The 24,133-nt window shown below is 73.3% G+C and carries 26 protein-coding genes; 11 read left to right on the top strand and 15 right to left on the bottom strand.

Annotated elements, in window-relative coordinates; translation table 11 throughout:
* Nucleotides 1–190: 190 nt before the first annotated feature.
* From ACWGKI_RS16950 to ctaC, 4 genes are all read right to left on the bottom strand, one after another.
* Nucleotides 191–1,027: a hypothetical protein gene (locus tag ACWGKI_RS16950; protein ID WP_452188521.1), complete on the bottom strand. Its 837-nt coding sequence runs from the start codon at nt 1,025–1,027 to the stop codon at nt 191–193.
* A 191-nt stretch (nt 1,028–1,218) separates the two neighbouring features.
* Nucleotides 1,219–1,620 (bottom strand): cytochrome c oxidase subunit 4, encoded by a 402-nt coding sequence (locus ACWGKI_RS16955; RefSeq protein ID WP_380243567.1) that lies wholly within the window; start codon nt 1,618–1,620, stop codon nt 1,219–1,221.
* Nucleotides 1,617–3,437: an aa3-type cytochrome oxidase subunit I gene (gene ctaD, locus ACWGKI_RS16960; RefSeq protein WP_380243566.1), complete on the bottom strand. Its 1,821-nt coding sequence runs from the start codon at nt 3,435–3,437 to the stop codon at nt 1,617–1,619. Before ctaD ends, ACWGKI_RS16955 begins: the two co-directional genes overlap by 4 nt.
* Nucleotides 3,437–4,351, bottom strand: a complete 915-nt coding sequence (ctaC, locus tag ACWGKI_RS16965) for an aa3-type cytochrome oxidase subunit II (RefSeq protein WP_452188524.1) — start codon at nt 4,349–4,351, stop codon at nt 3,437–3,439. Before ctaC ends, ctaD begins: the two co-directional genes overlap by 1 nt.
* 367 nt (nt 4,352–4,718) lie before the next feature.
* On the opposite strand from ctaC, the gene ACWGKI_RS16970 reads away from it, so the two are divergent.
* Both ACWGKI_RS16970 and ACWGKI_RS16975 read left to right on the top strand, forming a co-directional pair.
* Nucleotides 4,719–5,939 (top strand): cysteine desulfurase family protein, encoded by a 1,221-nt coding sequence (locus tag ACWGKI_RS16970; RefSeq protein WP_452188526.1) that lies wholly within the window; start codon nt 4,719–4,721, stop codon nt 5,937–5,939.
* Nucleotides 5,936–6,217, top strand: coding sequence for a sulfurtransferase TusA family protein (locus tag ACWGKI_RS16975; RefSeq protein ID WP_452188528.1), 282 nt, complete (start codon nt 5,936–5,938; stop codon nt 6,215–6,217). Before ACWGKI_RS16970 ends, ACWGKI_RS16975 begins: the two co-directional genes overlap by 4 nt.
* Nucleotides 6,218–6,334: 117 nt before the next feature.
* On the opposite strand, the gene erpA is transcribed toward ACWGKI_RS16975, so the two are convergent.
* Nucleotides 6,335–6,685: an iron-sulfur cluster insertion protein ErpA gene (gene erpA, locus ACWGKI_RS16980; RefSeq protein ID WP_380244610.1), complete on the bottom strand. Its 351-nt coding sequence runs from the start codon at nt 6,683–6,685 to the stop codon at nt 6,335–6,337.
* A gap of 123 nt (nt 6,686–6,808) precedes the next feature.
* Nucleotides 6,809–7,279: a hypothetical protein gene (locus ACWGKI_RS16985; protein WP_380244609.1), complete on the bottom strand. Its 471-nt coding sequence runs from the start codon at nt 7,277–7,279 to the stop codon at nt 6,809–6,811.
* A gap of 103 nt (nt 7,280–7,382) precedes the next feature.
* On the opposite strand from ACWGKI_RS16985, the gene nadA reads away from it, so the two are divergent.
* The 3 genes from nadA to ACWGKI_RS17000 are packed head-to-tail and all read left to right on the top strand — an operon-like array spanning nt 7,383 to nt 9,834.
* Complete coding sequence (gene nadA, locus ACWGKI_RS16990; protein ID WP_380244608.1) at nt 7,383–8,600, top strand: quinolinate synthase NadA; 1,218 nt, start codon at nt 7,383–7,385, stop codon at nt 8,598–8,600.
* 41 nt (nt 8,601–8,641) lie between these two features.
* On the top strand, nt 8,642–9,241 hold the full coding sequence (locus ACWGKI_RS16995) for a DJ-1/PfpI family protein (RefSeq protein WP_452188531.1): 600 nt from the start codon (nt 8,642–8,644) through the stop codon (nt 9,239–9,241).
* A gap of 56 nt (nt 9,242–9,297) precedes the next feature.
* Nucleotides 9,298–9,834: an acyl-CoA thioesterase gene (locus ACWGKI_RS17000; protein ID WP_380244611.1), complete on the top strand. Its 537-nt coding sequence runs from the start codon at nt 9,298–9,300 to the stop codon at nt 9,832–9,834.
* A 47-nt stretch (nt 9,835–9,881) separates the two neighbouring features.
* On the opposite strand, the gene ACWGKI_RS17005 is transcribed toward ACWGKI_RS17000, so the two are convergent.
* From ACWGKI_RS17005 to ACWGKI_RS17015, 3 genes are read right to left on the bottom strand one after another with little or no spacing between them, the layout of a single operon-like run.
* A complete protein-coding gene (locus ACWGKI_RS17005) occupies nt 9,882–10,424 on the bottom strand; it encodes a hypothetical protein (protein ID WP_380244606.1) in 543 nt (180 codons plus the stop codon).
* Entirely contained in the window at nt 10,414–10,920 is a 507-nt protein-coding gene (locus ACWGKI_RS17010) for a pyruvoyl-dependent arginine decarboxylase (RefSeq protein WP_380244605.1), read from the bottom strand. The genes ACWGKI_RS17005 and ACWGKI_RS17010 overlap by 11 nt, the downstream gene beginning before the upstream one ends.
* A 7-nt stretch (nt 10,921–10,927) precedes the next feature.
* Nucleotides 10,928–13,837: a response regulator gene (locus ACWGKI_RS17015; RefSeq protein WP_452188534.1), complete on the bottom strand. Its 2,910-nt coding sequence runs from the start codon at nt 13,835–13,837 to the stop codon at nt 10,928–10,930.
* 148 nt (nt 13,838–13,985) lie between these two features.
* Between ACWGKI_RS17015 and ACWGKI_RS17020 the strand changes: the two genes are divergently transcribed.
* The gene (locus ACWGKI_RS17020) at nt 13,986–14,351 is read left to right on the top strand and encodes a response regulator (RefSeq protein WP_380244603.1); all 366 of its coding nucleotides are present in this window, start codon (nt 13,986–13,988) and stop codon (nt 14,349–14,351) included.
* Complete coding sequence (locus ACWGKI_RS17025; protein WP_452188536.1) at nt 14,348–14,659, top strand: Hpt domain-containing protein; 312 nt, start codon at nt 14,348–14,350, stop codon at nt 14,657–14,659. Before ACWGKI_RS17020 ends, ACWGKI_RS17025 begins: the two co-directional genes overlap by 4 nt.
* An 85-nt stretch (nt 14,660–14,744) precedes the next feature.
* Here the strand turns inward: ACWGKI_RS17025 and ACWGKI_RS17030 are convergent, their stop codons facing one another.
* Nucleotides 14,745–16,169: a M20/M25/M40 family metallo-hydrolase gene (locus tag ACWGKI_RS17030; RefSeq protein ID WP_452188538.1), complete on the bottom strand. Its 1,425-nt coding sequence runs from the start codon at nt 16,167–16,169 to the stop codon at nt 14,745–14,747.
* A 39-nt stretch (nt 16,170–16,208) separates the two neighbouring features.
* On the opposite strand from ACWGKI_RS17030, the gene ACWGKI_RS17035 reads away from it, so the two are divergent.
* Nucleotides 16,209–16,823: a DUF3043 domain-containing protein gene (locus ACWGKI_RS17035; RefSeq protein ID WP_380244600.1), complete on the top strand. Its 615-nt coding sequence runs from the start codon at nt 16,209–16,211 to the stop codon at nt 16,821–16,823.
* 22 nt (nt 16,824–16,845) lie between these two features.
* Nucleotides 16,846–17,859: an aldo/keto reductase family protein gene (locus tag ACWGKI_RS17040; RefSeq protein WP_452188540.1), complete on the top strand. Its 1,014-nt coding sequence runs from the start codon at nt 16,846–16,848 to the stop codon at nt 17,857–17,859.
* 82 nt (nt 17,860–17,941) lie between these two features.
* Here the strand turns inward: ACWGKI_RS17040 and yczE are convergent, their stop codons facing one another.
* Nucleotides 17,942–18,787, bottom strand: a complete 846-nt coding sequence (yczE, locus tag ACWGKI_RS17045; protein ID WP_452188542.1) for a membrane protein YczE — start codon at nt 18,785–18,787, stop codon at nt 17,942–17,944.
* A 60-nt stretch (nt 18,788–18,847) separates the two neighbouring features.
* On the opposite strand from yczE, the gene yczR reads away from it, so the two are divergent.
* Nucleotides 18,848–20,317: a MocR-like transcription factor YczR gene (yczR, locus tag ACWGKI_RS17050; protein WP_452188544.1), complete on the top strand. Its 1,470-nt coding sequence runs from the start codon at nt 18,848–18,850 to the stop codon at nt 20,315–20,317.
* A gap of 33 nt (nt 20,318–20,350) precedes the next feature.
* On the opposite strand, the gene ACWGKI_RS17055 is transcribed toward yczR, so the two are convergent.
* Genes ACWGKI_RS17055 through ACWGKI_RS17070 form a run of 4 tightly spaced genes read right to left on the bottom strand, consistent with a single transcriptional unit; the run spans nt 20,351 to nt 22,522 of the window.
* On the bottom strand, nt 20,351–20,557 hold the full coding sequence (locus ACWGKI_RS17055) for a hypothetical protein (protein ID WP_380245316.1): 207 nt from the start codon (nt 20,555–20,557) through the stop codon (nt 20,351–20,353).
* A complete protein-coding gene (locus tag ACWGKI_RS17060; protein WP_452188546.1) occupies nt 20,554–21,657 on the bottom strand; it encodes a quinone-dependent dihydroorotate dehydrogenase in 1,104 nt (367 codons plus the stop codon). The genes ACWGKI_RS17055 and ACWGKI_RS17060 overlap by 4 nt, the downstream gene beginning before the upstream one ends.
* Nucleotides 21,654–22,157, bottom strand: coding sequence for a hypothetical protein (locus tag ACWGKI_RS17065; RefSeq protein ID WP_452188548.1), 504 nt, complete (start codon nt 22,155–22,157; stop codon nt 21,654–21,656). Before ACWGKI_RS17065 ends, ACWGKI_RS17060 begins: the two co-directional genes overlap by 4 nt.
* A 5-nt stretch (nt 22,158–22,162) precedes the next feature.
* Entirely contained in the window at nt 22,163–22,522 is a 360-nt protein-coding gene (locus ACWGKI_RS17070; RefSeq protein ID WP_380245313.1) for a hypothetical protein, read from the bottom strand.
* Between the two features lie 73 nt (nt 22,523–22,595).
* Between ACWGKI_RS17070 and ACWGKI_RS17075 the strand changes: the two genes are divergently transcribed.
* Nucleotides 22,596–24,086 carry a leucyl aminopeptidase gene (locus ACWGKI_RS17075; RefSeq protein ID WP_452188550.1) on the top strand — a complete coding sequence of 497 codons (1,491 nt, stop codon included), beginning with the start codon at nt 22,596–22,598 and terminating at the stop codon, nt 24,084–24,086.
* Nucleotides 24,087–24,133: the final 47 nt, after the last annotated feature.

Below are 24,133 nucleotides of genomic sequence, written 5' to 3' on the forward strand. Positions count from 1 at the left end.
GGGGTCACCTGGGTGAACCCGGCGTCGGCGAGCACCCGCGCGAGCGGGGGCCCCCCCCCCCCCCCCCCCCGCCGGGGGGGGGGTGGGGCGGGCCCCCGCGGCGCGCCCCCCCCGGCGGGGGGGGGGGGGCCTCTCGTGGCTGGCTGTGGCGGGCTCTGCGGCGCCCGGACGGCCGTGGAAGTGTTCCAGGTCAGCCCTGGCCGCCGAACTCCGAGTACGGGACGACCTTGCCCTTGGCGGGTGCCTTGACGTCGACCGGCTCGCCCCACTTGCTGAAGGCGGTCGACACGACCATCCCCTGGCCGCCGATCTCCATCGTGATGTCGCCCTGGATCGGCAGCCCGTCCGGGGCGACCTTGTAGACGACGGTCATGTCGTCTACCTGGTCGGCCATCTCCGCGTCGACGCCAGCGGCACCGTCGTCGAGCTTCGACGGGTCGACGGTCATGGTGTACACGTCGGCCTCGACGTCGCCGACCTGTTCGGTCCCGGTGTGCTCGAAAGAGGTCACCGCGTCGGCCATCGCCTCCGCCTGAGCGGCTGCGTCCATCGACTCCATCGACTCGAAGGTGCCCGCCATGTTCGGGTCCTTCGCCATCTCCTCGGCGGTCAGGGAGAGGTACTTGCCCTGGGTCAGCTCGCCCATGGACAGGTAGATCGTGCCGTCGACCAGGACGATGTCCATGTCCATGCCCATGACGGCCATGGACATCTTCATCGCCGTGTCCTCGAACGTCTTGCCGTAGGAGATGTCCGCGGTCGTCGTCGTCTCGGTCATGCCGGCGGACTCGGCGAGCGCGCCGCCGTAAGTCATCTCCATGTGCGAGGTGGACGCCTTCTCCTGGGCCGTCTGCATCTGCTCGGACAGGTCGGTGAGGTTCGCCGCCGTGCTGACCTCGGCCGCCTGCTCCTGACCGCCACCAGCTCCCGGGGTGGAGGCGGCGGGCTCCTCGCTCCCGCAGGCGCTCAGGGCGAGGGCGACGAGGCCCGCCGATGCCAGGGCCACAGACTTCTGGGGGACGCGCACGTGCTGCTCCTTCTCAGGGACTGATGAGGTTTCATTGCACCACGACTCCCCCCGGGCGGTCAGCAGCCCGCTGGCCGCCGTCGCCGATCGTTGCCGATCCGTGTCCGGAGGCCGCGCCCGCAACAGCGAAGGGCCCCACCCGCCGGAACGGCGAGCGGGGCCCTTCGCGCGATGCGAGAACCGCGAGGCGATCAGTGTGCGTGCTGCCCGCGGCTGAACTCGAAGACCCAACCGACGAGACCGATGACACCCAGGACGAAGCCGACGTAGAGCACCCACCAGCCGACCGCGAGGCCGAGGAAGGCGACGGCGGCCGACGCACCGATGACCAGCGGCCACCAGCTCCACGGCGAGTACACGCCCTGGTCACCGGCGCCCTGCTCGATCTCGCCCTCCTCGTCGTCCTCAGGACGGGCGTCGATCCGGCGGGCGGTGAGCGCCAGGTACGCCCCCACCATCGCCATCAGGGCGCCCACGAGCGGGATGCCGAGGTAGCCGACGGGCTCCGTGAAGTCCGTGACGAGGCCGTAGATCACGCCCACCACGACGAAGAAGGGAGCAAGGAACAGGAAGAGCTTGATCTCGATCTTCACTTGCGGTTCTCCCCCTCGTCGTCGATCACCGTGGTCGTGGACTGTGCGGACTCCGACTGCGCGCTGTCCCGACGCTCCTCGACGAGCTGCTGGTGCCCGCGACGGTCCGGGTCGCCGTAGATGGCGTCCAGTCCGCCGTGGCCCGGAGCCTGCTCCATCGCCGCGACCTCAGGGTGGTGCAGGTCGAAGGCGGGCGACTCGGAGCGGATGCGCGGCAGCGAGGTGAAGTTGTGGCGCGGCGGCGGGCAGCTGGTGGCCCACTCGAGCGAGCGACCGAAGCCCCACGGGTCGTCGACGGTCACCTTCGGCGCGTTGCGCCAGGTGGTGTAGACGTTCCAGAGGAAGGGCAGGGTCGACGCGGCGAGGATGAACGCGCCGATGGTCGACACCTGGTTCTCCCAGGTGAAGCCCTCCTCCGGCATGTAGTCGGCGTACCGGCGGGCCATGCCCTCGACGCCCAGCCAGTGCTGGATGAGGAAGGTCATGTGGAAGCCGATGAACAGCAGCCAGAAGTGCACCTTGCCGAGCCGCTCGTTGAGCATGCGGCCGGTGAACTTCGGCCACCAGAAGTAGAAGCCGGCGAACATCGCGAACACCACGGTGCCGAAGACGACGTAGTGGAAGTGCGCCACGACGAAGTACGAGTCGGAGAGGTGGAAGTCCAGCGCGGGGCTCGACAGGATGATGCCGGTCAGACCACCGAAGAGGAACGTGACCAGGAAGCCGATCGACCACAGCATCGGCGTCTCGAACGTGAGCTTGCCGCGCCACATCGTGCCGATCCAGTTGAAGAACTTCACACCGGTCGGGATGGCGATGAGCATCGTCATGAAGGCGAAGAACGGCAGCAGCACGGCACCGGTCACGTACATGTGGTGCGCCCAGACGGTCACCGACAGGGCCGCGATCGCGATCGTCGCGTAGATCAGCGTCTTGTAGCCGAAGATCGGCTTGCGGCTGAACACCGGGAAGATCTCCGACACGATGCCGAAGAACGGCAGCGCGATGATGTAGACCTCGGGGTGGCCGAAGAACCAGAACAGGTGCTGCCAGAGGATCGCGCCACCGTTGTCGGGGTTGAAGACCTGCGCACCGAGACGACGGTCGGCACCGAGCGCGAAGAGCGCGGACGCCAGCGGCGGGAACGCCATCAGCACGAGCAGGCTCGTGACGAGCGTGTTCCACGTGAAGATCGGCATCCGGAACATGGTCATGCCCGGCGCACGCATCGTGATGATCGTGGTGATGAAGTTGACGGCACCGAGGATCGTGCCGAAGCCCGCCAGCGCGAGGCCGAACACCCAGAGATCTCCACCGAGCCCTGGACTGAACGTCGTGTTCGACAAAGGCGCATAGGCGAACCAGCCGAACGAGGCCGCGCCCTGCGGGGTGAAGAAGCCCGCCGCGGCGATGATGCCGCCGAAGAAGAACAGCCAGTACGCGAACATGTTGAGCCGCGGGAAGGCGACGTCGGGCGCGCCGATCTGCAGCGGCATGATCACGTTGGCGAACCCGGCGAACAGCGGCGTCGCGAACAGCAGCAGCATGATCGTGCCGTGCATCGTGAAGAGCTGGTTGTACTGCTCCTTGCTCTGCACGACCTGCAGGCCGGGCATGAACAGCTCGGCCCGGATCAGCAGGGCGAGGATGCCTCCCACGGCGAACCAGATGAACGACGTGATGAGGTACATGTACCCGATCGTCTTGTGGTCGGTGGAGGTGATCCACTTGACCACGGTGCGACCGAGGTTCTGGCGCTTCGGGGCGAGGCCGGGAATGACCTCGGCGCCGTGCGCGGTGTCGGTGATGGCGGCCATCAGCCTTCGGCCTCCTCGGTGCTGGCGGTGGACCCGGCGTGCTGCTGGCGGTTCAGGTCGAGACCGAGCTCGCCCTTCTGGCCGGCGTCTTCGAGGTCGCTCATGTGGGCGTCGTACTCCGCCTGCGAGACGACCTTGACGTTGAAGAGCATCCCGGAGTGGAACTCGCCGCAGAGCTCGGCGCACTTGCCGGCGTAGGTGCCCTCGCGGGTGGGCGTCACCTGGAAGGTGCCGGTCCGGCCCGGGATCATGTCCTGCTTGTACAGGAAGGCGGGGATCCAGAACGAGTGGATGACGTCGCGCGAGTCGAGCGTGAACTGGACCGTCTGGTCGACCGGCAGGTACAGCGTCGGCACGTCCTTCGAGGTGCCCGGCTGCCCGTCCACCTCGTCGTCGAGCGTCTGACCGCCGACGTCGAGCAGGTGCTGACCGGTGTCGTAGACGCCGTCGGTCAGGTAGTTGAAGTCCCAGCTCCACTGCTTGCCGATGACCTGGATCTTCACGTCGGGCTCGGCGCTCGTGTCCTTCACGGCCGTCATGTCACGGTCGGTGTAGAAGAACAGCACGAGGATCATGATCGTCGGCACGGCCGTGTACATGATCTCGAGCGGCATGTGATAGCGCGTCTGGACCGGGAGCTGGTGGTCGTCGCGGCGCTTGCGGTAGGCCGCGACGCACCAGAGCATCAGGCCCCAGGTGATGACACCGACGATGAGCGCGGCGATCCAGGAGCCGACCCAGAGGTGGGTGAGGCGCTCGGTCTGGTTGGTCACCTCCCCGTCGCTGTAGCCGGGAAGGTATCCGCGCTTGACGGAGTCGCTGGCACAACCGGACGCCAACACCGCGACGGCGCCGGCGATGACCGTCGCGCGCAGGATGACCCGCCGGGTGCGGGTGGGGCTCTTCGAGTGCAAGGGAGGCCTTTCACGTCACGTCCTGCCCGAACGCCGCAGCCCTGGGGGGCGGGCGCGCAGACGGGACCTTCGTCCTCGATGTGATGCAGCCTAGCGCGCCGCGGGCCGGTTCGACGCCGCGAAAGCCCCGTCGGGACGTGACTCTTTCCGCACGAGACGTCCACATCTGCCGGTTGCCCACACACGCTCGCGCCGTGTCAGATCGTTGTCCCTGGGTGTCAGATCCTCGAAGCCCCCGCGCACGGGCGGACGGGCCACCCCGATCCGCCGAAGATGGCACGATCGTGCCTCGGACGCGGGACGCGCGTCCGCTCGCGCACCGCCTGCCGGGGGTCGCGCCGCACGTCATCGCCCACGGAGCACACCTGTGACGGACACCACCGATCCTGCCGCGAGCCCCTCCCCCACGGCACCACCTCCCGCGAGGGCCGCCGCACCGCCCGCCGCTGCGGCGCGGGTGCACCTCGACAACGGAGGGGCGGCCGTGCTGCACCCGCTCGCGCGTCAGGCGCTGGTCCAGGCCCTCGACGACGGCTGGGCCGACCCGCGCCGCCTTCACACGGAAGGACGGCGCGCCGCCCGCCTGCTGGACGGGGCCCGGGAGGCGGTGGCCGGCATCATCGGCGCGCGGACCGAGGAGGTGCGGTTCACGGCCAGCCACGTCGCCGCGCTCCACGCAGGGGTCTTCGGCACCGCCCAGGCGCGGCGCCGAGCGGGCGGTGACGTCGTGGTCGGCGCCACGGAGCGCTCCGCGGTGCTGCACGCAGCCTCCGCCGCCGCCGACGCCCACCGCGGGTCCCGGGTCACCGTCGGAGTCGACCGGCACGGCCGGGTCGACCTCGAGGCGTTCCGTGCTGCCGTGGCCAGGTCCGGCGTCGCCGTGGCCGCGCTGCAGCACGCCAACGGCGAGGTCGGGACGCGGCAGCCCCTGGACGCCGCGCACGAGGCCGCGCGTGCCGCGGGCGTGCCGCTCCTGGTGGACGCCGGCGCGAGCCTCGGGCACGACGAGGCCCCGGACGCCTGGGACCTTCTCGCGGCCCAGCCGACCGACTGGGGCGGCCCGGCGGGCGTGGGCGTCCTCGCCGTGCGCCAGCGCGTGCGGACGGCGCCGCCCGGCCCGGAGGACCCCGACCCGTGGGCGCCCGGCGGGGTGAGCGTGCCCGCGGCCTTCGCGGCGGCCGTCGCGCTCCAGGCGGCCGTCGCCGACCGCGCCGCCCAGGACGCCCGTCGCCGCGCGCTCGTCGACCGGGTGCGCGGCGCGGTCGCGACGCTCCCCGACGTGGAGGTCGTGGGCGACCCCGACGACCGGCTCCCTCACATCGTGACGTTCTCCTGCCTGTACGTCGACGGCGAGGCGCTCGTGACCGAGCTCGACCGCGCGGGCTTCGCCGTCGGCTCGGGCTCTGCCTGCACGTCGGGCACCCTCGAGCCGTCCCACGTGCTCGCGGCGATGGGGGTGCTCACGCACGGGAACGTGCGGATCGCGTTGGACCGGTCGACGACCGACGAGGACGTGGAGCGCTTCCTGGCCGTGCTGCCGGGCGCGGTGGGCCGCGTGCGCGCCATGCTCGGGGTGGAGGGGCTGTGACCGGCGACCCGGCAGGTCCGGACGGCGAGGTCGTGGTGGACGCCCGCGGACTGCGCTGCCCCCTGCCGGTGATCCGGCTCGCCGCGGCGGCGCGCGACCTCCCGGCCGGGACGCTCGTCACCGTGCTGTCGACCGACCCCGCCGCCCGGCACGACGTCCCGGCGTGGGCCCGGATGCGCGGGCACACGATGGCGGCCGACCCGGTGCTCCGTGACCCCGGCGAGGGCTCCGACGACCCCTGGTGGTCGGTGACGGTCCGCCTGGGAGACGGGACCTGAGGGGCGCGGTCCCGCGCACCGCGACCGCCCTCGGGCCCTCGCCGGCGACCGGCCCGCAAGACGACGACAGCCCGGTCGCCGTGAGGCGACCGGGCCGTCGAGGCCAGATTCAGCGGCTCAGCTGAAGGAGCCGCCGCAGGCGCAGGAGCTGCCGGCGTTCGGGTTGTCGATCGTGAAGCCCTGCTTCTCGATCGTGTCCGCGAAGTCGATCTTCGCGCCCTCGAGGTAGGGCACGCTCATGCGGTCCACGACGACCTCGACGCCGTCGAACTCGCGCAGCGCGTCCCCGTCGAGCAGGCGCTCGTCGAAGTACAGCTGGTAGATCAGGCCGGAACAGCCGCCGGGCTGGACTGCCACGCGCAGACGCAGGTCGTCGCGGCCCTCCTGCTCGAGCAGGCTGCGAACCTTGTCGGCGGCGACGTCGGACAGGTCCACGCCGTGCGTGGCGATCTCGGTGGTGTCGGTCATGCTTCCTCCAACAGGCGGACCTTTGCGGCTGTTCCCGATCCTACGCGCGAATCTGGCGGGCGCGATGACGCGGCCCACAGGACATGTCGCGCGATGCCGTCACCCGGATGCCGTCGCCCGGCCTCAGGACCACGACGGCGCCCACGTGCGCGCGACGCGCACCGTCGCCGCCACGACGTCCGGCCCGGTCTCGTGCACCCCGCTGACCCCCGCCCCGGACCACTCCCGCCGGGAGACCTCGCTGCGCCCCGCCAGCACCACCACCGGGACCGCCTGCGGCGCGGCGGCGCGGACGGCGTCGGCCAGGAGCCCCTCGTGCAGTGTCGTCCCGTCCAGCACAGGAAGGTGCACGACCACGACGTCGGCCGCACCGGCGGCCTCTGCCAGGGGGCCAGGCCCCGGCGCGGGCACCGACCCCAGTCCCAGCGCGTCGAGGGGGACGAACACCCCGGCAGGTACGTCGTGCCGGGGCGCGACGGCGACCGGCACGACGACGGGCTCCACCTCGCACGACGGCGCGCCCGCGCGCCACGCCGACGCGAGCTCGGGGGCCAGGGTGTCGGCGTCCTCGCCGACGCAGAGCAGCACGTGCATCCAGCGATCGTGGCACAGGCCGGGCACCCAGCGGCGCCCAGCGGGGGCATCCCGGACCGGACGGACGACGTCGCGCACGCGTGCGCTGTGGAAACATGAGCGGGTGACCACCCTGCTGAACGACATCGCGGGCACCTCGACCGGCTTCGTCGAGCCCGCACCCTCCGCGCTCCTGCTGCTGGGCCAGGGCCGCGACCTCGCCTCCGAGCGCGGCGTCGAGTGCACGGGGGCGCTGCCCGCGCCCTCGGACCCCGACCTGGTGGACCGGGCGCGCGCCGCGCGCGCCGCCCTGGGCGAGCGCGCCTTCGTGCTGGGGCACCACTACCAGCGCGACGAGGTCATCGACTTCGCCGACGTCACCGGCGACTCCTTCAAGCTCGCGCGCGAGGCCGCCGCTAGGCCCGAGGCCGAGTTCGTGCTGTTCTGCGGCGTGCACTTCATGGCGGAGAGCGCCGACATCCTGACCTCGGACGCGCAGCAGGTCGTGCTGCCCGACCTCGCCGCCGGGTGCTCCATGGCGGACATGGCGGAGATCGGCCAGGTCGAGGAGGCCTGGGCCGTGCTGCAGGACGTCGGGATCGCCGACGACACGGTGCCGGTGACCTACATGAACTCGTCCGCGGCGATCAAGGCGTTCACCGGCCGCCACGGCGGCACCGTGTGCACGTCCTCCAACGCCCAGGTGGCCCTGCGCTGGGCCTTCGACCGCGTCGGCGGCGTCGACGGCACCGGCAAGGTCCTGTTCCTGCCCGACCAGCACCTCGGCCGCAACACGGCCGTCCTCCAGCTCGCCCTGAGCCTGGACGACTGCGTGGTGTACGACCCGCGCAAGCCGCTGGGCGGCCTCACCGAGCAGCAGCTGCGGGACGCGCGCATGATCCTGTGGCGCGGGCACTGCTCGGTCCACGGACGGTTCTCAGCCCGCAACGTCGACGACGTCCGGGCGAAGGTCCCCGGCGTCGAGGTCATGGTCCACCCGGAGTGCAAGCACGAGGTGGTCACCGCCGCCGACCGGGTCGGCTCGACGGAGTACATCATCAAGGCCCTGGAGTCCGCCGAGCCGGGCAGCTCCTGGGCGATCGGCACCGAGCTCAACCTGGTGCGGCGTCTCGCCAAGGCGCACCCGGACAAGCAGGTGCACTACCTCGACTCGACCGTGTGCTTCTGCTCGACCATGAACCGCATCGACCTGCCGCACCTGGTGTGGGCGATGGAGTCGCTGGCCGAGGGGCGGGTGGTCAACCGGATCGTGGTCGACGCCGACGACGCCCACTGGGCCCGCGTCGCGCTCGACCAGATGCTGGCGCTGCCGGGGATCTGACGACCGGGCCGCGCGCCGGCCCGCACGACACGGGAGAAGGCATGAGCACCGACGGTGGCCTCCACATCGGCATCCTCGTGTTCGACGAGGCGGAGGAGCTCGACGTCGTCGGGCCGTTCGAGGTGCTCGCCGCCTGGGAGCAGCACTCCGCCCTGAAGCCGCACGTGAGCACCTTCTCGCGCGACGGTGCCGGGGTACGCCTCGCGAAGGGCCTGCGGCTCGTGCCGGCCCGCTCCGCCGACGACGTCGGGCCGCTGCACGTGCTCGTCCACCCGGGTGGCTGGGGCACCCGCGCCCTCGTCGACGACCCGGCGCACCTCGAGTGGTTGCGACAGGTGCGCGTCCAGACACCGATCCTCGCCAGCGTGTGCACGGGGGCGCTCGTGCTCGCGGCGGCCGGGCTCCTCGCCGGGCGCCCGGCGACGACGCACCACGACCACTACGACGACCTGGCGCAGCTCGACCCGAGCGTAGTCGTGGACACGGAGGCCCGGTTCGTCGACGACGGCGACGTCGTGACGGCGGCGGGGGTCTCGGCCGGGATCGACATGGCCCTGCACCTCGTGGCCCGCCTGGAGTCACCGGAGGTCGCCCGGGCGGTGCGCCGCGCGATCCAGTACGACCCCGCTCCCCCGGTCTGACCGGGCAAGGTATCTGCTACTGCCGGTCGCCGATATAGCCTGCGCAGGTGACCCGAATGATCCACCTCACCTGGGCCTCCCTGCGGCCGCGCAAGCCGATCCCCGGCCAGCGCCTGCTCGACCCCTCCGTGACGCGGCTGCGCGTGCACCCCGGCGACCTCGACCTGTACCTGCACGTCAACAACGGCTCGTACCTGCAGATGATGGACGTGGCGCGCTCGAACTTCATCGCCGACCTCGACGGGTTCGCGAGGATCGGCGACCGCAAGTGGTACCCGGTGGTCGCGGCGTCGACCATGACCTACAAGCGCTCGCTGAAGCTGTGGGACCGGTGCGAGATCACGACGCGCGTGCTCGGCTGGGACGAGCGCGTCGTGTACATGGAGCAGGTCTTCACGTCCCGCGGCCGTCTCTACGCCAAGGGCTACGTGGCCGGACGCTTCCTCGGCCCCGGCAACGCGCGCGTCCCCGCTCCCGAGGTGGTCGCGCTGATGGGCCCCGACGCACCGGCCCAGAGCCCCGAGCTGCCCGCGGACGTCGCGGCGTGGGCCCGGGCCGTGGACGTGGCGCACCGGGACGTCGGCCGGGTCTGACGGTCCGGCAGGTCTACCAGGTCCGCCAGGCCGGCCGGGCCCCGGCGTCAGTGGAAGGTGGTCGCGTAGTAGGTCTGGCGGTCCACCGTCTCCACCGTGACGTCCTGCGTGCGCTCGAGGCGGCGCCGCAGGTTGTCGGCGAACCGCAACGAGTCGTCGTTGAAGCGGGACACGTCGTAGGCGCAGACCACGCGGTGCTCCGCGAGGTGCGAGACGAGGGCGTCGATCATGTCCATGAACGTGCGCGTGGCACGGCGGCCCGGGTGCGCGAGCGTGAACCCGATGTACCAGACGGCCCCGCGGGCCGCGTGCTCGGGGTACCGGGCGGCGAAGAACTCCGGGCTCACCCAGGGCACCGCCGCCAGGTCCGTGGCGAGCGTGGTCAGGCCGACCGGCTCCCCCGCCGCGTCGTGAGCGAGAAGCTTCAGCACGCGCGGGTCGGCCATCTCCTCGTCGAACTCCTCGCGGTGCAGCACGTGACGCGCGGCGGCACGCGTGCGCAGCGGCTCGAACGCCTCGAGGTACAGCCGCCAGAACTCCTCGGCGACGGCGCCCGTGACGGTCGGCTCGAACGTCACGTCAGCGCGCACCGCCCAGCTCCTCCCAGCCCGCCCGCTTGAACGTCGCGACGACGACGGCGCACACCGGCTGCGTCTCGCAGGCCAGGCCCGTGATCAGGCGACCGTCCGAGGCATAGGCACCCCCGCGGGTCGCGGAGAGGTCCTCGAGGCTGTGCGCGAGGTCGGTGGCCACCTGCTCGTGCGACGGGCCGTCGTGCTCGACGAAGAGCCCGGCGCCGCTGCCGTCGTCGCGCCGCGACCACGCCACCCCGGCCCAGGCCTCGTGGCCCGGGAGCGAGGCGTAGCCGGCCGCGTACACGCAGTACAGGGCGTCCCCGTGGGCACCCGCCAGCTGGTCCCTGCCGTCCACCTCGAGGATGACGCTTCCCGGCGGCACCACCGAGCTGAGGCGCACGAGGTTGAAGTCGCCCACCCCCGCGGCGACGAGCGCAGAGTCGAACGCGGCGAGCGTGGTGCGGCCGGTGCCGGTACCGGCACTCACACGGATGGTCAGGGGCTCGGTCATCAGGTCCTCAGGGTCGGTGGGTCGGGGGCGTGTCGCCGGTGCGGCCGGCGGCGGCGTCGAGCAGGTCGAGCACCGGCCGCAGGACGGCGTCCGGCGCCTTCTTGCCCTTCGTGAGGAAGACGGTACTGCCGAGACGGAGGTCGTCCCGCTCCGTCGACCCCAGCTCGCTCCCCGAGTAGACGACGAGAGGCACGTGCTGCAGGCGGCCCCTCCGCCGCAGGTCGGCGACCAGATCCTGCCCGGAGCCGTCGGGGAGCTGCAGGTCGAGCACCAGCAGGTCCGGCTCCTCGCCGCGCGCCAGCGCCTCCCGTGCCTCCACGACGCCGCGGGCCGACGTCACGACGAGGCCGCCGTTCTCCAGGATGGCCACCAGGACGGCCCGCAGGTCGTCGTCGTCCTCGACCACCAGGACGCGTTCGTGGTGCGGCCGCAGCCGGATCACCTCGCGGACGGTGGCGACCAGGCGCTCCGGGTCGACGGGCTTGACGAGCCAGCCGTCCGCGAGCGCCGCGGTCTCGCGCGCGTCCCCGGGCGCCGTGCCCGACACCACGACGACCGGCAGCTGCGCTGTCGCCGCGGAGTGCCGCAGCTGCCGCAGCACCTCGGCGCCCCCGGTGCCAGGCATGGCGAGGTCGAGGACGATCGCCGCGGGGTGCTCGTCCTCGACGACGTCGACGGCGGCGCGCCCGTCGGTGACGCCGACGACGTCGTAGCCGCGCTGCTCCAGCACGGACCGCAGCACCTCGACGACGTAGGGGTCGTCGTCGACGACGACCACCCTCGTGGCCGCGGGGTCGCCGACCGCAGCTCCGGGCGGGGAGCCGCCGAACGTCCCGGTCGGTGGTGCCACGGTCACGACGACGCGCGGCAGGGTGAGCCGGAAGCTGGAACCCTGGCCCTCCCCCGCGCTCTCGGCCCAGGTGCGGCCGCCGTGGCGCTCCACGACGCTCCGGGCGATGGCGAGGCCGAGGCCGGTGCCGCCGCGTTCGCGCGCGTCGGAGGCGTCCACCTGCTCGAAGCGGCGGAACACCGCCTCGAGCTTGTCGGGCGGGATCCCCCGTCCCTCGTCGTCGACGCGCAGCTCCACGAGCTCACCGACGGGCGTGGCGAGCACTCGCACGGTGCTGCCGCGCGGCGAGAACTTCACGGCGTTGCTGAGCAGGTTGGTGAGGGTCTGCACGATGCGCTCGCCGTCGACGTGGACGACCTCGTCGGTGCCGGCCGGCACCAGGGCGACGCCTGCGTCGTCGGCGAGGATCGACACCTGGTCCACCGCGGCCGCGACGAGCGCGTCGACGCGGTGGTCGGCCAGCTCGAGCACCGTCGTCCCGGCGTCCATGCGCTCGACGTCGAGGATGTCGTCGACCAGGCGGCTGAGGCGTTCGCTGCTGGTGAGGGCGATGCGGACCATGCGCGCCGCCTGCTCGGACGACCGGTCGAGCACGCCGCTGTCGAGGAGCCCGAGCGCGCCGCGGATCGACGTGAGCGGGGTGCGCAGCTCGTGGCTCACGACGGAGACGAACTCGTCCTTGATGCGCTCCACCTCGCGCCGTTCCGTGACGTCGCGGAACACCACGACCGCCCCGGTCACGGTGCCGCCGGCACGCAGGGGGCTCGCGGCGACCTCCACGGGCACGTCCTTGCCGTCCAGCCGTCGGTAGACGTCCTGCTCGGAGGTGGCCGTCACGCCGTCGCGTACGGCCTCGGTGATGTAGCAGCCGTCCGCGGGGTACGGGGTGCCGTCGGCGGCGGGGGCGTGGAACGTGGCGTGCGCGTCCCGTCCCACGAGGTCGTCGGCCACGGCGCCCAGGGTGCGGGCGCCGGCGGCGTTCACGAACGTCACCCGGCCGTCGGTGTCCACGCCGTAGATGCCGTCCGCCACCGACTCGAGGGTGCGCTCGCGCTCGCTGGCGAGGGCCCGGAGCTGTGTGGTGCGGTGCTCCACCCGCCGTTCGAGGCCGTGCCGGAGCGACTCGTTGTCGACGACCACGAGGATCTGCCGCACCACGACCGCCACGAGCACACCCACCCACAGCGCGTTCGCCATGCCGCCGAGGGGCTGCCCGGTCTGGCTGACCCGCACGAGCGCGGCGGCGAGGAAGATCGCGAAGGTCACGACGGTGCCGAGGACCGGCGAGCCGTCGGGGCGCTCGGACGCCACGGGGCTGCCCGATGCGGCGGGGTGGCGCGCGGCGACCGCGATGGCGAGGTATCCCCCCACCCAGGCGGCGTCGACGGGGCTGCCGAAGGCGAAGCCCTCCTGGGCGGACAAGAGGGCGAACGTGACGTCCGCCACGGCGTACAGGACGAACCCGATGCCGACGAGCCCCAGCGGCACGCGTTCCGCGGCGCTGGACCGGGTCAGGACGAGGACCGCGAGCGTGGCGAGCAGGGCGTCGACGACCGGCAGCGCGTAGGCGGTGAGGGAGGGTGCCGCGGACAGGGTCCGGCCCTCGAGCACGACGGCGAACAGGGCGATGTACAGGACCGAGCCGCCGACGACGACGCTGTCGAGGAACATGCGCACGAGCTCCTGGCCGCGTGGGCGCACCGTCGGGAACTGCGAGAGGCCGATGACGCCGAGCAGGAGAGCCGCGATGTAGGCGACGTCCCCCGCGTCGGGGTCGCCGACGAGGACGGCGTACACGTTCCCGAGCAGGCCCACCACGCCACCGAGCGCCAGCAACCCCCAGGCCCGCCGGCGCCGGCCCGCCGACCGGACGGCCCGCCACCCGCAGCTCAGCGCCGCGACCACGCCCGCGGCTGCGATCGCCGAGCGGGAGAGCTGCGCGCGCGCCGCCTGGTCCGTCGGCCCGGCGAGCACCACCACCAGTACCAGCACGGCGACGCCCGCGGCCCAGCACCAGCGCACGAAGGTGCTCTGTGCCCGCGCCGTCGCCCGTCGCGCGTCACCCATGGGGCGAGAGTAGGAGAGGTTGGCGTGCTCCGCCCCCGCACGGGCGCCCGGGGCGACGATGGGCGCCGTCCTCCGGGGCGCGGTACGGTCGAGCGACCGGTCAGGCTGACGAGGGGGGAAACAGCACGTGGCGACGGGGGGCCGACGCGTGGTGGTCATCGACGACGATCCGTCGATCAGAGAGGTCGCCGCGCTCGCGTTGTCGGTCGTGGGCGGTCACGAGGTGCACACGGCGGGCGACGGGGAAGCAGGGCTGGAGGTCGCACGACGGGTGCGGCCGGACGCGATCCTCCTCGACGTCATGATGCCGGTGCTGGACGGTCCCACCGTGCTCGGGCGCCTGCGGGCCGTGCCGGAGCTGCGCGAGGTGCCGGTCGTCTTCCTCACGGCCAAGGTCGGGACGCCGGACATCTCGCGGCTGGACGGCCTCGGCGCCGCCGCCGTGCTCACGAAGCCGTTCGACCCTCTGCGGCTGGCGGCCGAGCTCGCCGCGGCGCTCGGGTGGGTCGCATGACGTCGGCCGACCCGGAGGGCGGGCTGGGGGAAGCGGTCATCGTCCTCGCGCGCCGGGCGCACGAGCGCAACGTCGGCCGGGCCCGGCGGATCGCGGAGCTCCTCTCCGCCCCCGGCGCGCCCCTCGACCGCGAGGTGCGCGACGAGGCCGAACGGCTGTGCCACACGGTCACGGGGTCGGCCAGCACCTTCGGCGACGCGGAGCTGGCCGCCGCGGCGCGGCACCTGGAGGCGGCGCTGCACGAGGGCCGTGACCACGACGTGTCGGCCGCCCTCGCCGCCCTGCGCGCCGCCGCGCCGCCCGACTGAGCGGACGGCGCGGCGCGCAGGGCGTCGGTGCTGCGTCGGTGGCCTGCGTCGGTGCTGCGTCAGTGCTCTGCGTCAGTGCCCGACGTCAGTGGCCGGCCGTCGCCATCCGGCTCAGCAGGAGCGCCTCCGCCAGGACGACCTTGCGTAGCTCGCCCAGGTGGACCGACTCGTCGGCGCCGTGCGCCCGCGAGTCCGGGTCCTCGACGCCCGTCACGAGCACGGAGGCCTCGGGGAAGAACTCGAGCAGGTCCGCGATGAACGGGATGGAGCCCCCCACGCCCACGTCCACCGGGTCGGTGCCCCACGCGTCGGCGAACGCCGCCCGAGCGGCGCGCATGGCCGCCGAGTCGTCGGCCGCGTGGAACGCACGTCCCTGCTCCCCCGGGCGCCACGTGACCCGGGCACCGAAGGGCGCACGCGCCTCGAGGTGGGCGCGCAGCGCGTCCTCGGCCGCCTGCGGCTCCTGGCCGGGCGGGATGCGCAGCGACAGCTTCGCCGCCGCGCGCGCCGCGACGGTGTTGGACGCGTGCGCCACGCTGGTCGCGTCGATGCCGATCACGGACAGCGCGGGCTTGGCCCACAGCCTGCCGGCGATCGTGCCCTCGCCGGCGAGGGTCACGCCGTCGAGCACCGAGGAGTCGGCCCGGAACGCCGCCTCGTCGTAGTCGACCTCGGGCTCGGGCGCGCTCACCAGGCCGGCCACCGCGACGTTGCCGGCGTCGTCGTGCAGGGTCGCGATCAGGCGGGCCAGCAGGGTGTTCGCGTCGAGCACCGGCCCGCCGAACATGCCGGAGTGCACCGCGTGCGCGAGCACCTCGACCTCGACGACGCCGTCGACCAGGCCGCGCAGCGACGTGGTCAGGGCGGGCACGCCGACCTTCCAGTTGGTGGAGTCGGCCACGACGATGACGTCCGCGGCGAGGAGCTCGCGGTGGTCGGCGAGGAACTGGCGGAAGCTCGGGGAGCCGGACTCCTCCTCGCCCTCGACGAAGACGGTGATACCGACCGGCAGGTCGCCGCCGGTCTCCTCGGCGAGGGCCGCGAGCGCCCGCAGCGCGCCGACGTGGGCGACCAGGCCGGCCTTGTCGTCCGCGGCGCCACGGCCGTAGAGCCGGTCGCCGACCTGGACGGGCTCGAACGGGTCCGTCGCCCACGTGGCGGCGTCGCCCGGGGGCTGGACGTCGTGGTGGGCGTACAGCAGCACGGTGGGACGGCCCTCGGGCGCGGGACGCCGGGCGACGACGGCGGGCGCTCCGGGAGTCCCGTCCGGGCGCGCGGAGCGCAGGATGCGCACGTCGGGCAGTCCCGCGTCGCCCAGCAGGGCGGCCACGGCCTCGGCGCTCGTCGCGACGTGCGCCTGGTCGAAGGCGGCGGCGGACACGCTCGGGATGCGCACCAGGCGCTCCAGGTCGGCCTGCAGGTCGGGGAACTGCCGCTCGACGTGGGCGCGCAGGGCGGTGGCGTCGTCGTGGGACGCGGCGTCCAGGGTGGTGTGGTGGGTGTCGGTCACGCGGCTCACGCTACCTGCGCGCTCGACTACCCTGGGTGCGTGTTCTCCCGCAACAAGTCCGACGCGACGCCGTCGTCCCCTGACTCTTCCGACCCCGTCGACGCGGCGGCCGAGATCGAGAGGTCGGGCGCGCCCTCCGGCAAGGGGCGTCCCACCCCGAAGCGCAGCGTGTCCCAGGCCGCGAACAAGCGGCCCCTGGTGCCGAACGACCGCAAGGCGGCGACGAAGGCGGCGCGGGAGAAGGCTCGGGAGCAGCGCAACCTCGAGTACAAGGCGATGCAGACCGGCGACGAGCGGCACCTTCCGCCGCGCGACAAGGGGCCCGTCAAGCGCTACGTGCGTGACTACGTGGACGCGCGCTGGAACCTCGGCGAGTTCTTCCTGCCCGTGGCGTTCGTGTTCATCATCCTCAACCTCGCGTTCAGCCGGAACGTCACCATCTCGGCGCTCGTGCTCATGCTGCTGTACGCCGTCGTGCTGCTCACCGTGGCCGACGCGTTCCTGCTGTGGCGCGGCCTCAAGAAGCGGCTGCTGCTGAAGTTCGGCGAGGTCCCCAAGGGCACGATGATGTATGCCGTCATGCGGGCGTTCCAGATCCGTCGGTCCCGCCTTCCCAAGCCGTCGTCGAAGAAGCACGGCGTCTGGCCTGAGTGACCTGTCGCCCTAGGGTGGACGCATGGTCAACTACCGGTACCTCGGCAACAGCGGTCTGAAGATCTCCGAGATCACCTACGGCAACTGGCTCACCCACGGCTCCCAGGTCGAGAACGACGTCGCGACGCAGTGCGTGCGCGCGGCGCTCGACGCCGGCATCACGACGTTCGACACGGCGGACGTGTACGCCAACACCAAGGCAGAGCAGGTGCTCGGCGACGCCCTCGCGGGAGAGCGGCGGGAGTCGCTCGAGATCTTCACGAAGGTCTACTGGCCCACCGGGCCTGGCGGCCCGAACGACACCGGCCTGTCGCGCAAGCACGTGATGGAGTCCATCCACGGGTCCCTGCAGCGGCTCGGCACGGACTACGTCGACCTGTACCAGGCGCACCGCTACGACACGGAGACGCCGCTCGAGGAGACGATGCAGGCGTTCGCCGACCTCGTGCGCCAGGGCAAGGCGCTCTACATCGGCGTCTCCGAGTGGACCGCGGACCAGATCCGCGCCGGCGCCGCGCTGGCGAAGGACCTCGGCTTCCAGCTCATCTCCTCCCAGCCGCAGTACTCCATGCTGTGGCGCGTCATCGAGGAAGAGGTCGTGCCCGCGTCGCAGGAGTGCGGGCTGTCGCAGATCGTGTGGTCGCCGATGGCGCAGGGCGTGCTGTCGGGCAAGTACCTTCCCGGGCAGCCGCTCCCGGCCGGGTCGCGCGCGACGGACACCAAGGGTGGCGCACAGAGCATCCGCCGGTTCCTGGACGACGACGTGCTCACCCGCGTGCAGGGGCTGCGGCCCGTCGCCGACGAGCTCGGCCTGTCGATGGCGCAGCTGGCCGTCGCCTGGGTGCTGCAGAACGACAACGTCGCCGCTGCCCTCGTCGGCGCCTCACGGCCCGAGCAGGTCGCGGAGAACGTCAAGGCGTCCGGCGTGACCATCCCGGCCGAGCTGATGGCCCGCATCGACGACGTCCTCGGCGGCGTCGTCGAGCGCGACCCGGCGAAGACCGCCGAGAACGCCCCGGCGTCCCGCGTGGCCTGACTTCCGCGACCTCGACGTAGCGCTCCGGTCTCTTCCCCGGCCGGGAAGGGACCGGAGCGCTACGTCGACCGCTGCCGGCAGGTCAGCGGCCGCCGTGCTCTCGCGCGATCGTGTCGAGGGCTCCGGCGATCTCACGGCCTCGACGCTCGACGTCGACGTCCGCCGGCGCGCGCACGCGCTCCCGGCCCGCGGCCGCGTCCGTGAGGCCGGTCGGGACGAGCCACCGCCAGCGCACGGTCGCCTGCACGACCGGACCGACGCCGAAGGCGTAGGCGATGGTCGCCCAGCCGAACACGCCGCCCAGGAGCACTCCGAGCAGGACGACGGCCACCTCGAGGCCGGTCTTCACGAGCCGGACGGACCACCCCGTGCGCTGGACGAGGCCCGTCATCAGCCCGTCGCGCGGGCCGGGACCCAGCCGGACGCCGATGTACGCCGCGGTCGAGACGCCGTTGAGCACGACGCCGCCCAGGGCGAGGGCCGCCCCGGCGACCGGGCCGGGGTCGGGCACCAGCCACGCCATCGCAGCCAGGCACGGGCCGATCGCCAGGCTGATCACGACCGCGTTGGCGACGGTCCCGATGCCGGGGCGCTGCCGCAGCGGGATCCAGGCGAGGAGCACCAGCACGGAGGTCGCCGCGACGACGGTGCCGAAGCCCAGCCCGGTGGCGCGCGCCACGCCCTGGTGGAGCACGTCCCACGGCGTGCCGCCCTGACCGGCGTGGAGCAGCATCGCCATCGACCACGTGTAGCCGAGCAGCCCCAGGACCAGCTGGGCACCGCGGCGCACCGGTCCCCAGGTCGCCGCGGCCGGTGCGGCGAGAGCGCCGGACGCCGTCGACGCGGCTGCGGCGGTCCGCGGACGACGGCGAGCGGGAAGGACAGGGCGCCGGAACGATCGGCGGGCGGAGGCGGTCGACGTGCTCATACCCCTACCCTGACCTTCAATGGCCTTGCATTCCATATCCATTGCGGCGAGAGTGGCCTCGTGACCGCTGTCTCCCCACCCCTGACCGCCAGCGCCCCGCCCGCCGTGCGCCAGCTCTCGCCGGCCGCGACCGCCCGCCTGCTGGGCGACTGGCGCGGCGGGGGCCCGGCGTACCTCGCCCTGGCGGACGCGCTGCGCGCCGCAGTGCTCTCGGGGAACCTGCCTCCCCTCACGCGAGTCCCCAGCGAGCGGGAGCTCGCGGCGGCGCTGCGCGTCTCGCGCACGACGACGTCCGGGGCGTACGCCCGCCTGCGCGAGCTCGGCTTCCTCGTCAGCCGCGTGGGCTCCGGCACCGTGACGACCCTCCCGCACGGGGCCGGGACCGCTCGCGGCCACGGCCCCGCCGCCGCGGGCGACGCCCCGACCGGGCCGCTCACGGACCAGCAGGACGTCCCGCCCGTCGACCTCGCGCAGGCGACTCCCGCGGCCACGCCCGCCCTGCACGACGCCTACGCGGCCGCGCTCGAGATGCTGCCCGGCTACCTCGGCACGGGCGGCTACGCGCACCTGGGGATCGAGCCGCTGCGGTCCGCCATCGCCGACCGCTACACCGCCCGCGGAGTGCCCACCACCGCCGACCAGATCCTCGTCACGACCGGCGCGCAGCAGGCGATCTCGGTGCTCACGCACGCGTTCGTGGGCCGCGGCGAGACGGCCGTGGTCGAGTCCCCCACCTACTTCCACGCCCTCGAACCCGCGCGGCGCCTGGGCGGGCGTCTGGTCGGCGTCCCCGTCGGGGATATCGAGACGCTCGCGTCGGCCGTCCGGCGCACGCGTCCGCGGCTCGTCTACCTCGTGCCGGACTTCCACAACCCCACGGGCCACACCCTGTCGGCCGACGAGCGCGCCGCGGTGCGCGAGCTCGCCGACCGCGCCGGCGTCACCGTCGTGGGCGACGAGACCCTCACCGACCTCGCGCTCGACCCGCGGGCCGAGGTCCCCGCGCCGTTCGCCGGGGACGGCACGTCACCGCACCTCGTCACCATCGGCTCCGCCTCGAAGTCCTTCTGGGGCGGGGTGCGGGTGGGGTGGGTGCGCGCGGACCCGCAGACGGTGCGGCGGCTGGCGCGGGTGCGGCAGTCTGCCGACATCGCCACGCCGGTGCTCGAGCAGCTCGCCGTCGTCGAGCTGCTGCGTCGCGCCGACGAGATCCTGCCCGGCCGGCTGGCCGAGCTGCGGCGCCGACGCGACCTGCTGGTCGGCCTGGTCGGTGATGCCCTCCCGGGCTGGAGGGTGCCGGTGCCGGCCGGTGGGCTGTGCCTGTGGGCCGACCTCGGGCAGCCGCGGGCGCAGGCGCTCGCCGCCGCGGCGGTGGCGCACGGGGTGCTCGTCACGCCCGGACCGGCCTTCACGCCGGACGGGTCGTCGCGCGACCGCGTGCGCCTGACGTTCACCCGCGAGCCCGACCAGCTCGCTGCCGCGGTACCGCGCCTGGCGCGCGCGTGGGCGCAGGTGACGTCGAGGACGTAGGGGCACCGGGGGGTCGTGCGCTACCCGGAGCGGTCAGACCGCGGGCAGCGGCACGTCCGGTGCGGCCTGGTTCCCGTCGTGCAGCAGCCGGGCGCGCGCCGCGCCCTCGGCGGACAGGTCGCGCCAGTGCTCGCCGAGCCACTGCTCGGCGTCGTACTGCGTCGTGAAGACCGGGCTCGGGACGGTCACGGCGCCACCCGCGGCGTCGTCGAGCGCCCACTCCCAGCGCGGGCGGATCACGACCCGCTCCTGGGGGTGGTGTCGGCGATCGCCCCGGCCGCGACCGAGCCGCGGGTGCGCGTCAGGGCGCGGTTGACCCGCGACGGCCACCACGGGCCCGAGTAGATGAACGACGTGTACCCCTGGGTGAGGTCCGCCCCGGCGCGGAGGTAGGCGCGCACGTCGTCGGCGCTCGCGATGCCGCCGACCCCGATGATGGCGGGCTCGGGACCGAGGCGGCCTCGCAGCCGGCTCACGACCTGCAGCCCGCGCTCGAGCAGCGGCGGACCCGACAGCCCACCGGGGCCGCGGTCGTGACCGATCGTCGTGTTCACCGCGACGACGCCGTCCAGGCCGAGCTCGACGACGAGGTCGGCCACCGCGTCCACGTCGGCGTCGGCCAGGTCGGGGGCGATCTTCACCAGGAGCGGCACCCGCCGCGTACCGGCAGCCTCGGTCGCCTCGTCGGCCGCAGTCCGCGCGGCGGTGAGGATGGGGCGCAGCTCGGCCGTCGTCTGCAGGTCGCGCAGCCCCGGCGTGTTCGGGGAGGAGACGTTGACGACGAGGTAATCGGCCCACGGGGCGAGCTCGCGGGCGCAGGCCGCGTAGTCGTCGGCCGCGTCCGGGGCCGGGGTCGTCTTGTTCTTGCCGATGTTGGCGCCGACGACGACCGCGCGACCCGCGGGGGTCGCACGCAGCTCACGCAGCCTCGCGGCGGCCGCGGGCGCGCCCTCGTTGTTGAAGCCCATGCGGTTGCGGACGCCGCGCAGGTCGAGCTCCCGCCACATGCGCGGCTTCTCGTTGCCCGGCTGGGGACGCGGGGTGACCGTGCCGACCTCCACGAAGCCGAAGCCGAGCATCGTCAGGCCGCGGATCGCCCGGGCGTTCTTGTCGAACCCGCCGGCCAGCCCGAAGGGCGCGGGGACGGTCCGGCCGAGGACCTCGATGCTCCCCGGTCCGCCGCTGCCGCGACCCAGGTAGGGCGCGACGGCGCCCTGGACGACGTCGCGCAGCACCGGTACACGGCCGGCCAGCGCGATGGCGCCGAACGCGAGCTCGTGCGCCCGCTCGGGGTCCATCTTGCGAAAGACGCCGTTGAACAGGAGCGTGTACGGGCTCATCGGACCTCCGGGTCGGGTACGGACGGCTCGGGTGCGGACGGCTCGGGTGCGGTCGGCGTGGGCGTGACGTGCGTGCCGTCGTGCGGCCGGGGGCGGGTGCGCCACAGCCACCACAGCCCCACGAACGGCAGCACGAGGGGCACGTAACCGTAGCCCTGCCCGAACCCGGACCACACGGTCGTCTCGCCGAACACGTCCGGCGAGACCGCCGACGCCGTACCGACGGCGAGCACGCCCACGGCCTCGAACCCCACGGTGACCCACGCGACGACCCGCCAGCGGGGCCCGCCCTTGGCGAGGGCGACCGTCGCGAGCACGTAGACGACGGCGGACAGCGTGGACAGCGAGTAGGCGACGGGGGCGTCGGAGAACTTGGTGGCCAGCTCGTACGACGAGCGGCCGATCGCGGCGAACGCCAGGATCCCGTAGACGGTGACCAGGAGGCGCCCGAAGCCGGACCCGGTGCGGCGCGCGCCGCTCTTCGGTGCTGCGTCGTTCATGTCGCTCATGCTGCCCCCCAGATCTGCCACAGCCGCCAGTCGAGGAAGCCGACGGTGAGCGCGGCGACCGCCAGCACCACGGACGACCACTTCGTGCGCTCCGCGAACGCCCAGATCGCCGCGACCGGGAGCACCACCAGCGCGGTCGCGACGTAGCCCCAGAACAGCGGGCCGTCGACGGGGTGGTCGCGGGTGACCATCAGGACGCCCGCCACGACCGCCTGGACGACGACGAGGGCCTCCACCACGGCAGCACCGAACAGCTGCCGCAGGATCACCGCACGGTCCTGGACGACGAACCAGAGCGCCCACCCGGCGAGCGCGGCGCACGCCACCAGGACGAGGAGCAGGAGGGGAAGAACCACGCCCGCAGACTACCGGCCGACCGCGCCGGCCGACGCGGCGGTGGTGTCCGCAGGACGGGGATAGCATCGGCGGGTGGCTGACCTCACCCTCACCGGCAAGAATCCCACCGCTCTCAAGGTCGACGCGCTCGTCGTCGGGACCTGCTCCACCTCCGACGGCGTCGCCGTCGTGGCGGACCAGCTCCCCGAGGCGCTCGTGCGCCAGATCGAGACCCTCGCACCCCGCCTCGGCGTGACCGGCGCCGCGGACGAGGTGCGGCGCCTGCCCGCTGGCGACGACGTCGCCGCCGACGTCCTCGTGCTGGCAGGGCTCGGCGAGCGTGCGGCGGACGGCACGTTCGCGCACGAGGTGCTGCGCTCCGCCGCCGGCGCGGCGACCCGCGAGCTCGCGGGCACGGACACCGTCGCCGTCGCGCTGCCCGCCGTCGACGAGGACGAGCTCGCGGCCGTCGTCGAGGGCGCCCTGCTCGGCGCCTACACCTACACGCGCTACCGCTCGGGCAAGGACCAGAAGTCCGCCGTCGGCAGCATCCAGGTCGTCACCCCGTTCGCCCGGTCGGGGCGCGCCAAGTCCGCCGTCGCGCGCGGCGAGGTGCTGGCCGCCGCGGTGCACGGCACCCGCGACCTCGTGAACGCCGCGCCCAACGACCTCTTCCCCGCCGCGTTCGCCGACGCCGCGAAGGCCGCCGCCAAGGGCGTCAAGGGCATCAAGCTGACCGTGCTGGACGACAAGCAGCTCGCGGCGGGCGGCTACGGCGGCCTCGTCGGCGTGGGCCAGGGCTCCTCCCGCGGGCCGCGCCTCGTGAAGCTCACCTACACGCCCGCCAAGGCTGCCGCGAAGGTCGCGATCGTGGGCAAGGGCATCACGTTCGACACGGGCGGCATCTCGCTCAAGCCCCCGGCCGGCATGCCGACCATGAAGTCGGACATGGCGGGCGCCGCCGCCGTGCTGCACACCGTGCTCGCTGCCGCGCGTCTCGGCCTGCCCGTCGCGGTGACCGGCTACCTCTGCCTCGCGGAGAACATGCCCGGCGGCAACGCGCAGCGTCCCGCCGACGTGATCACGATCCGCGGCGGCAAGACCGTCGAGGTCACCAACACCGACGCCGAGGGCCGCCTCGTCATGGCGGACGGCCTGGTGGCGGCCGTCGAGGACGGGCACGACGTCGTCCTCGACATCGCCACCCTCACAGGCGCGCAGATGGTGGCGCTCGGCAACCGCACCTCCGGGGTCATGGGCACCGACGAGGTGCGCGACGAGGTCAAGGCCGCGGCCGACGAGGCCGGCGAGGCGTTCTGGCCCATGCCCATGCCGGCCGAGCTCAAGGCGGGCCTGAAGTCGACCGTCGCCGACATGGTCAACTCCGCCCCCAGCCGCTGGGGCGGCATGCTGTTCGCCGCGCACTTCCTCAAGGAGTTCGTGGGCGAGACGCCGTGGGCGCACCTCGACATCGCCGGCCCCTCGTACAACGAGGGCTCGTCGTTCGGGTACACGCCCGCCGGCGGCACCGGAGTCGGCGTCCGCACGATGCTGGCCTTCCTCGAGAACCGCGCGGGTCTCTGACCACTCGGTCCGACGACGGCGCCCGGCCGCCGCAGCACGTGCTGCGG

It is taken from the genome of Isoptericola sp. NPDC055881 (assembly GCF_053615895.1).

What these genes read in the sequence shown, in the direction of transcription:
- ACWGKI_RS17000 (WP_380244611.1), top strand. Translation starts at nt 9,298, where the DNA reads ATGATCCACCTCACCTGGGCCTCCCTGCGGCCGCGCAAGCCGATCCCC.
- erpA (WP_380244610.1), bottom strand. Translation starts at nt 6,685, where the DNA reads ATGACCGACACCACCGAGATCGCCACGCACGGCGTGGACCTGTCCGAC.
- ACWGKI_RS16985 (WP_380244609.1), bottom strand. Translation starts at nt 7,279, where the DNA reads ATGCACGTGCTGCTCTGCGTCGGCGAGGACGCCGACACCCTGGCCCCC.
- yczE (WP_452188542.1), bottom strand. Translation starts at nt 18,787, where the DNA reads ATGAGCACGTCGACCGCCTCCGCCCGCCGATCGTTCCGGCGCCCTGTC.
- ACWGKI_RS17025 (WP_452188536.1), top strand. Translation starts at nt 14,348, where the DNA reads ATGACGTCGGCCGACCCGGAGGGCGGGCTGGGGGAAGCGGTCATCGTC.
- ACWGKI_RS17065 (WP_452188548.1), bottom strand. Translation starts at nt 22,157, where the DNA reads ATGAACGACGCAGCACCGAAGAGCGGCGCGCGCCGCACCGGGTCCGGC.
- ACWGKI_RS16995 (WP_452188531.1), top strand. Translation starts at nt 8,642, where the DNA reads ATGAGCACCGACGGTGGCCTCCACATCGGCATCCTCGTGTTCGACGAG.
- ACWGKI_RS17015 (WP_452188534.1), bottom strand. Translation starts at nt 13,837, where the DNA reads ATGGGTGACGCGCGACGGGCGACGGCGCGGGCACAGAGCACCTTCGTG.
- ACWGKI_RS17010 (WP_380244605.1), bottom strand. Translation starts at nt 10,920, where the DNA reads ATGACCGAGCCCCTGACCATCCGTGTGAGTGCCGGTACCGGCACCGGC.
- ctaD (WP_380243566.1), bottom strand. Translation starts at nt 3,437, where the DNA reads ATGGCCGCCATCACCGACACCGCGCACGGCGCCGAGGTCATTCCCGGC.
- ACWGKI_RS17040 (WP_452188540.1), top strand. Translation starts at nt 16,846, where the DNA reads ATGGTCAACTACCGGTACCTCGGCAACAGCGGTCTGAAGATCTCCGAG.
- ACWGKI_RS17060 (WP_452188546.1), bottom strand. Translation starts at nt 21,657, where the DNA reads ATGAGCCCGTACACGCTCCTGTTCAACGGCGTCTTTCGCAAGATGGAC.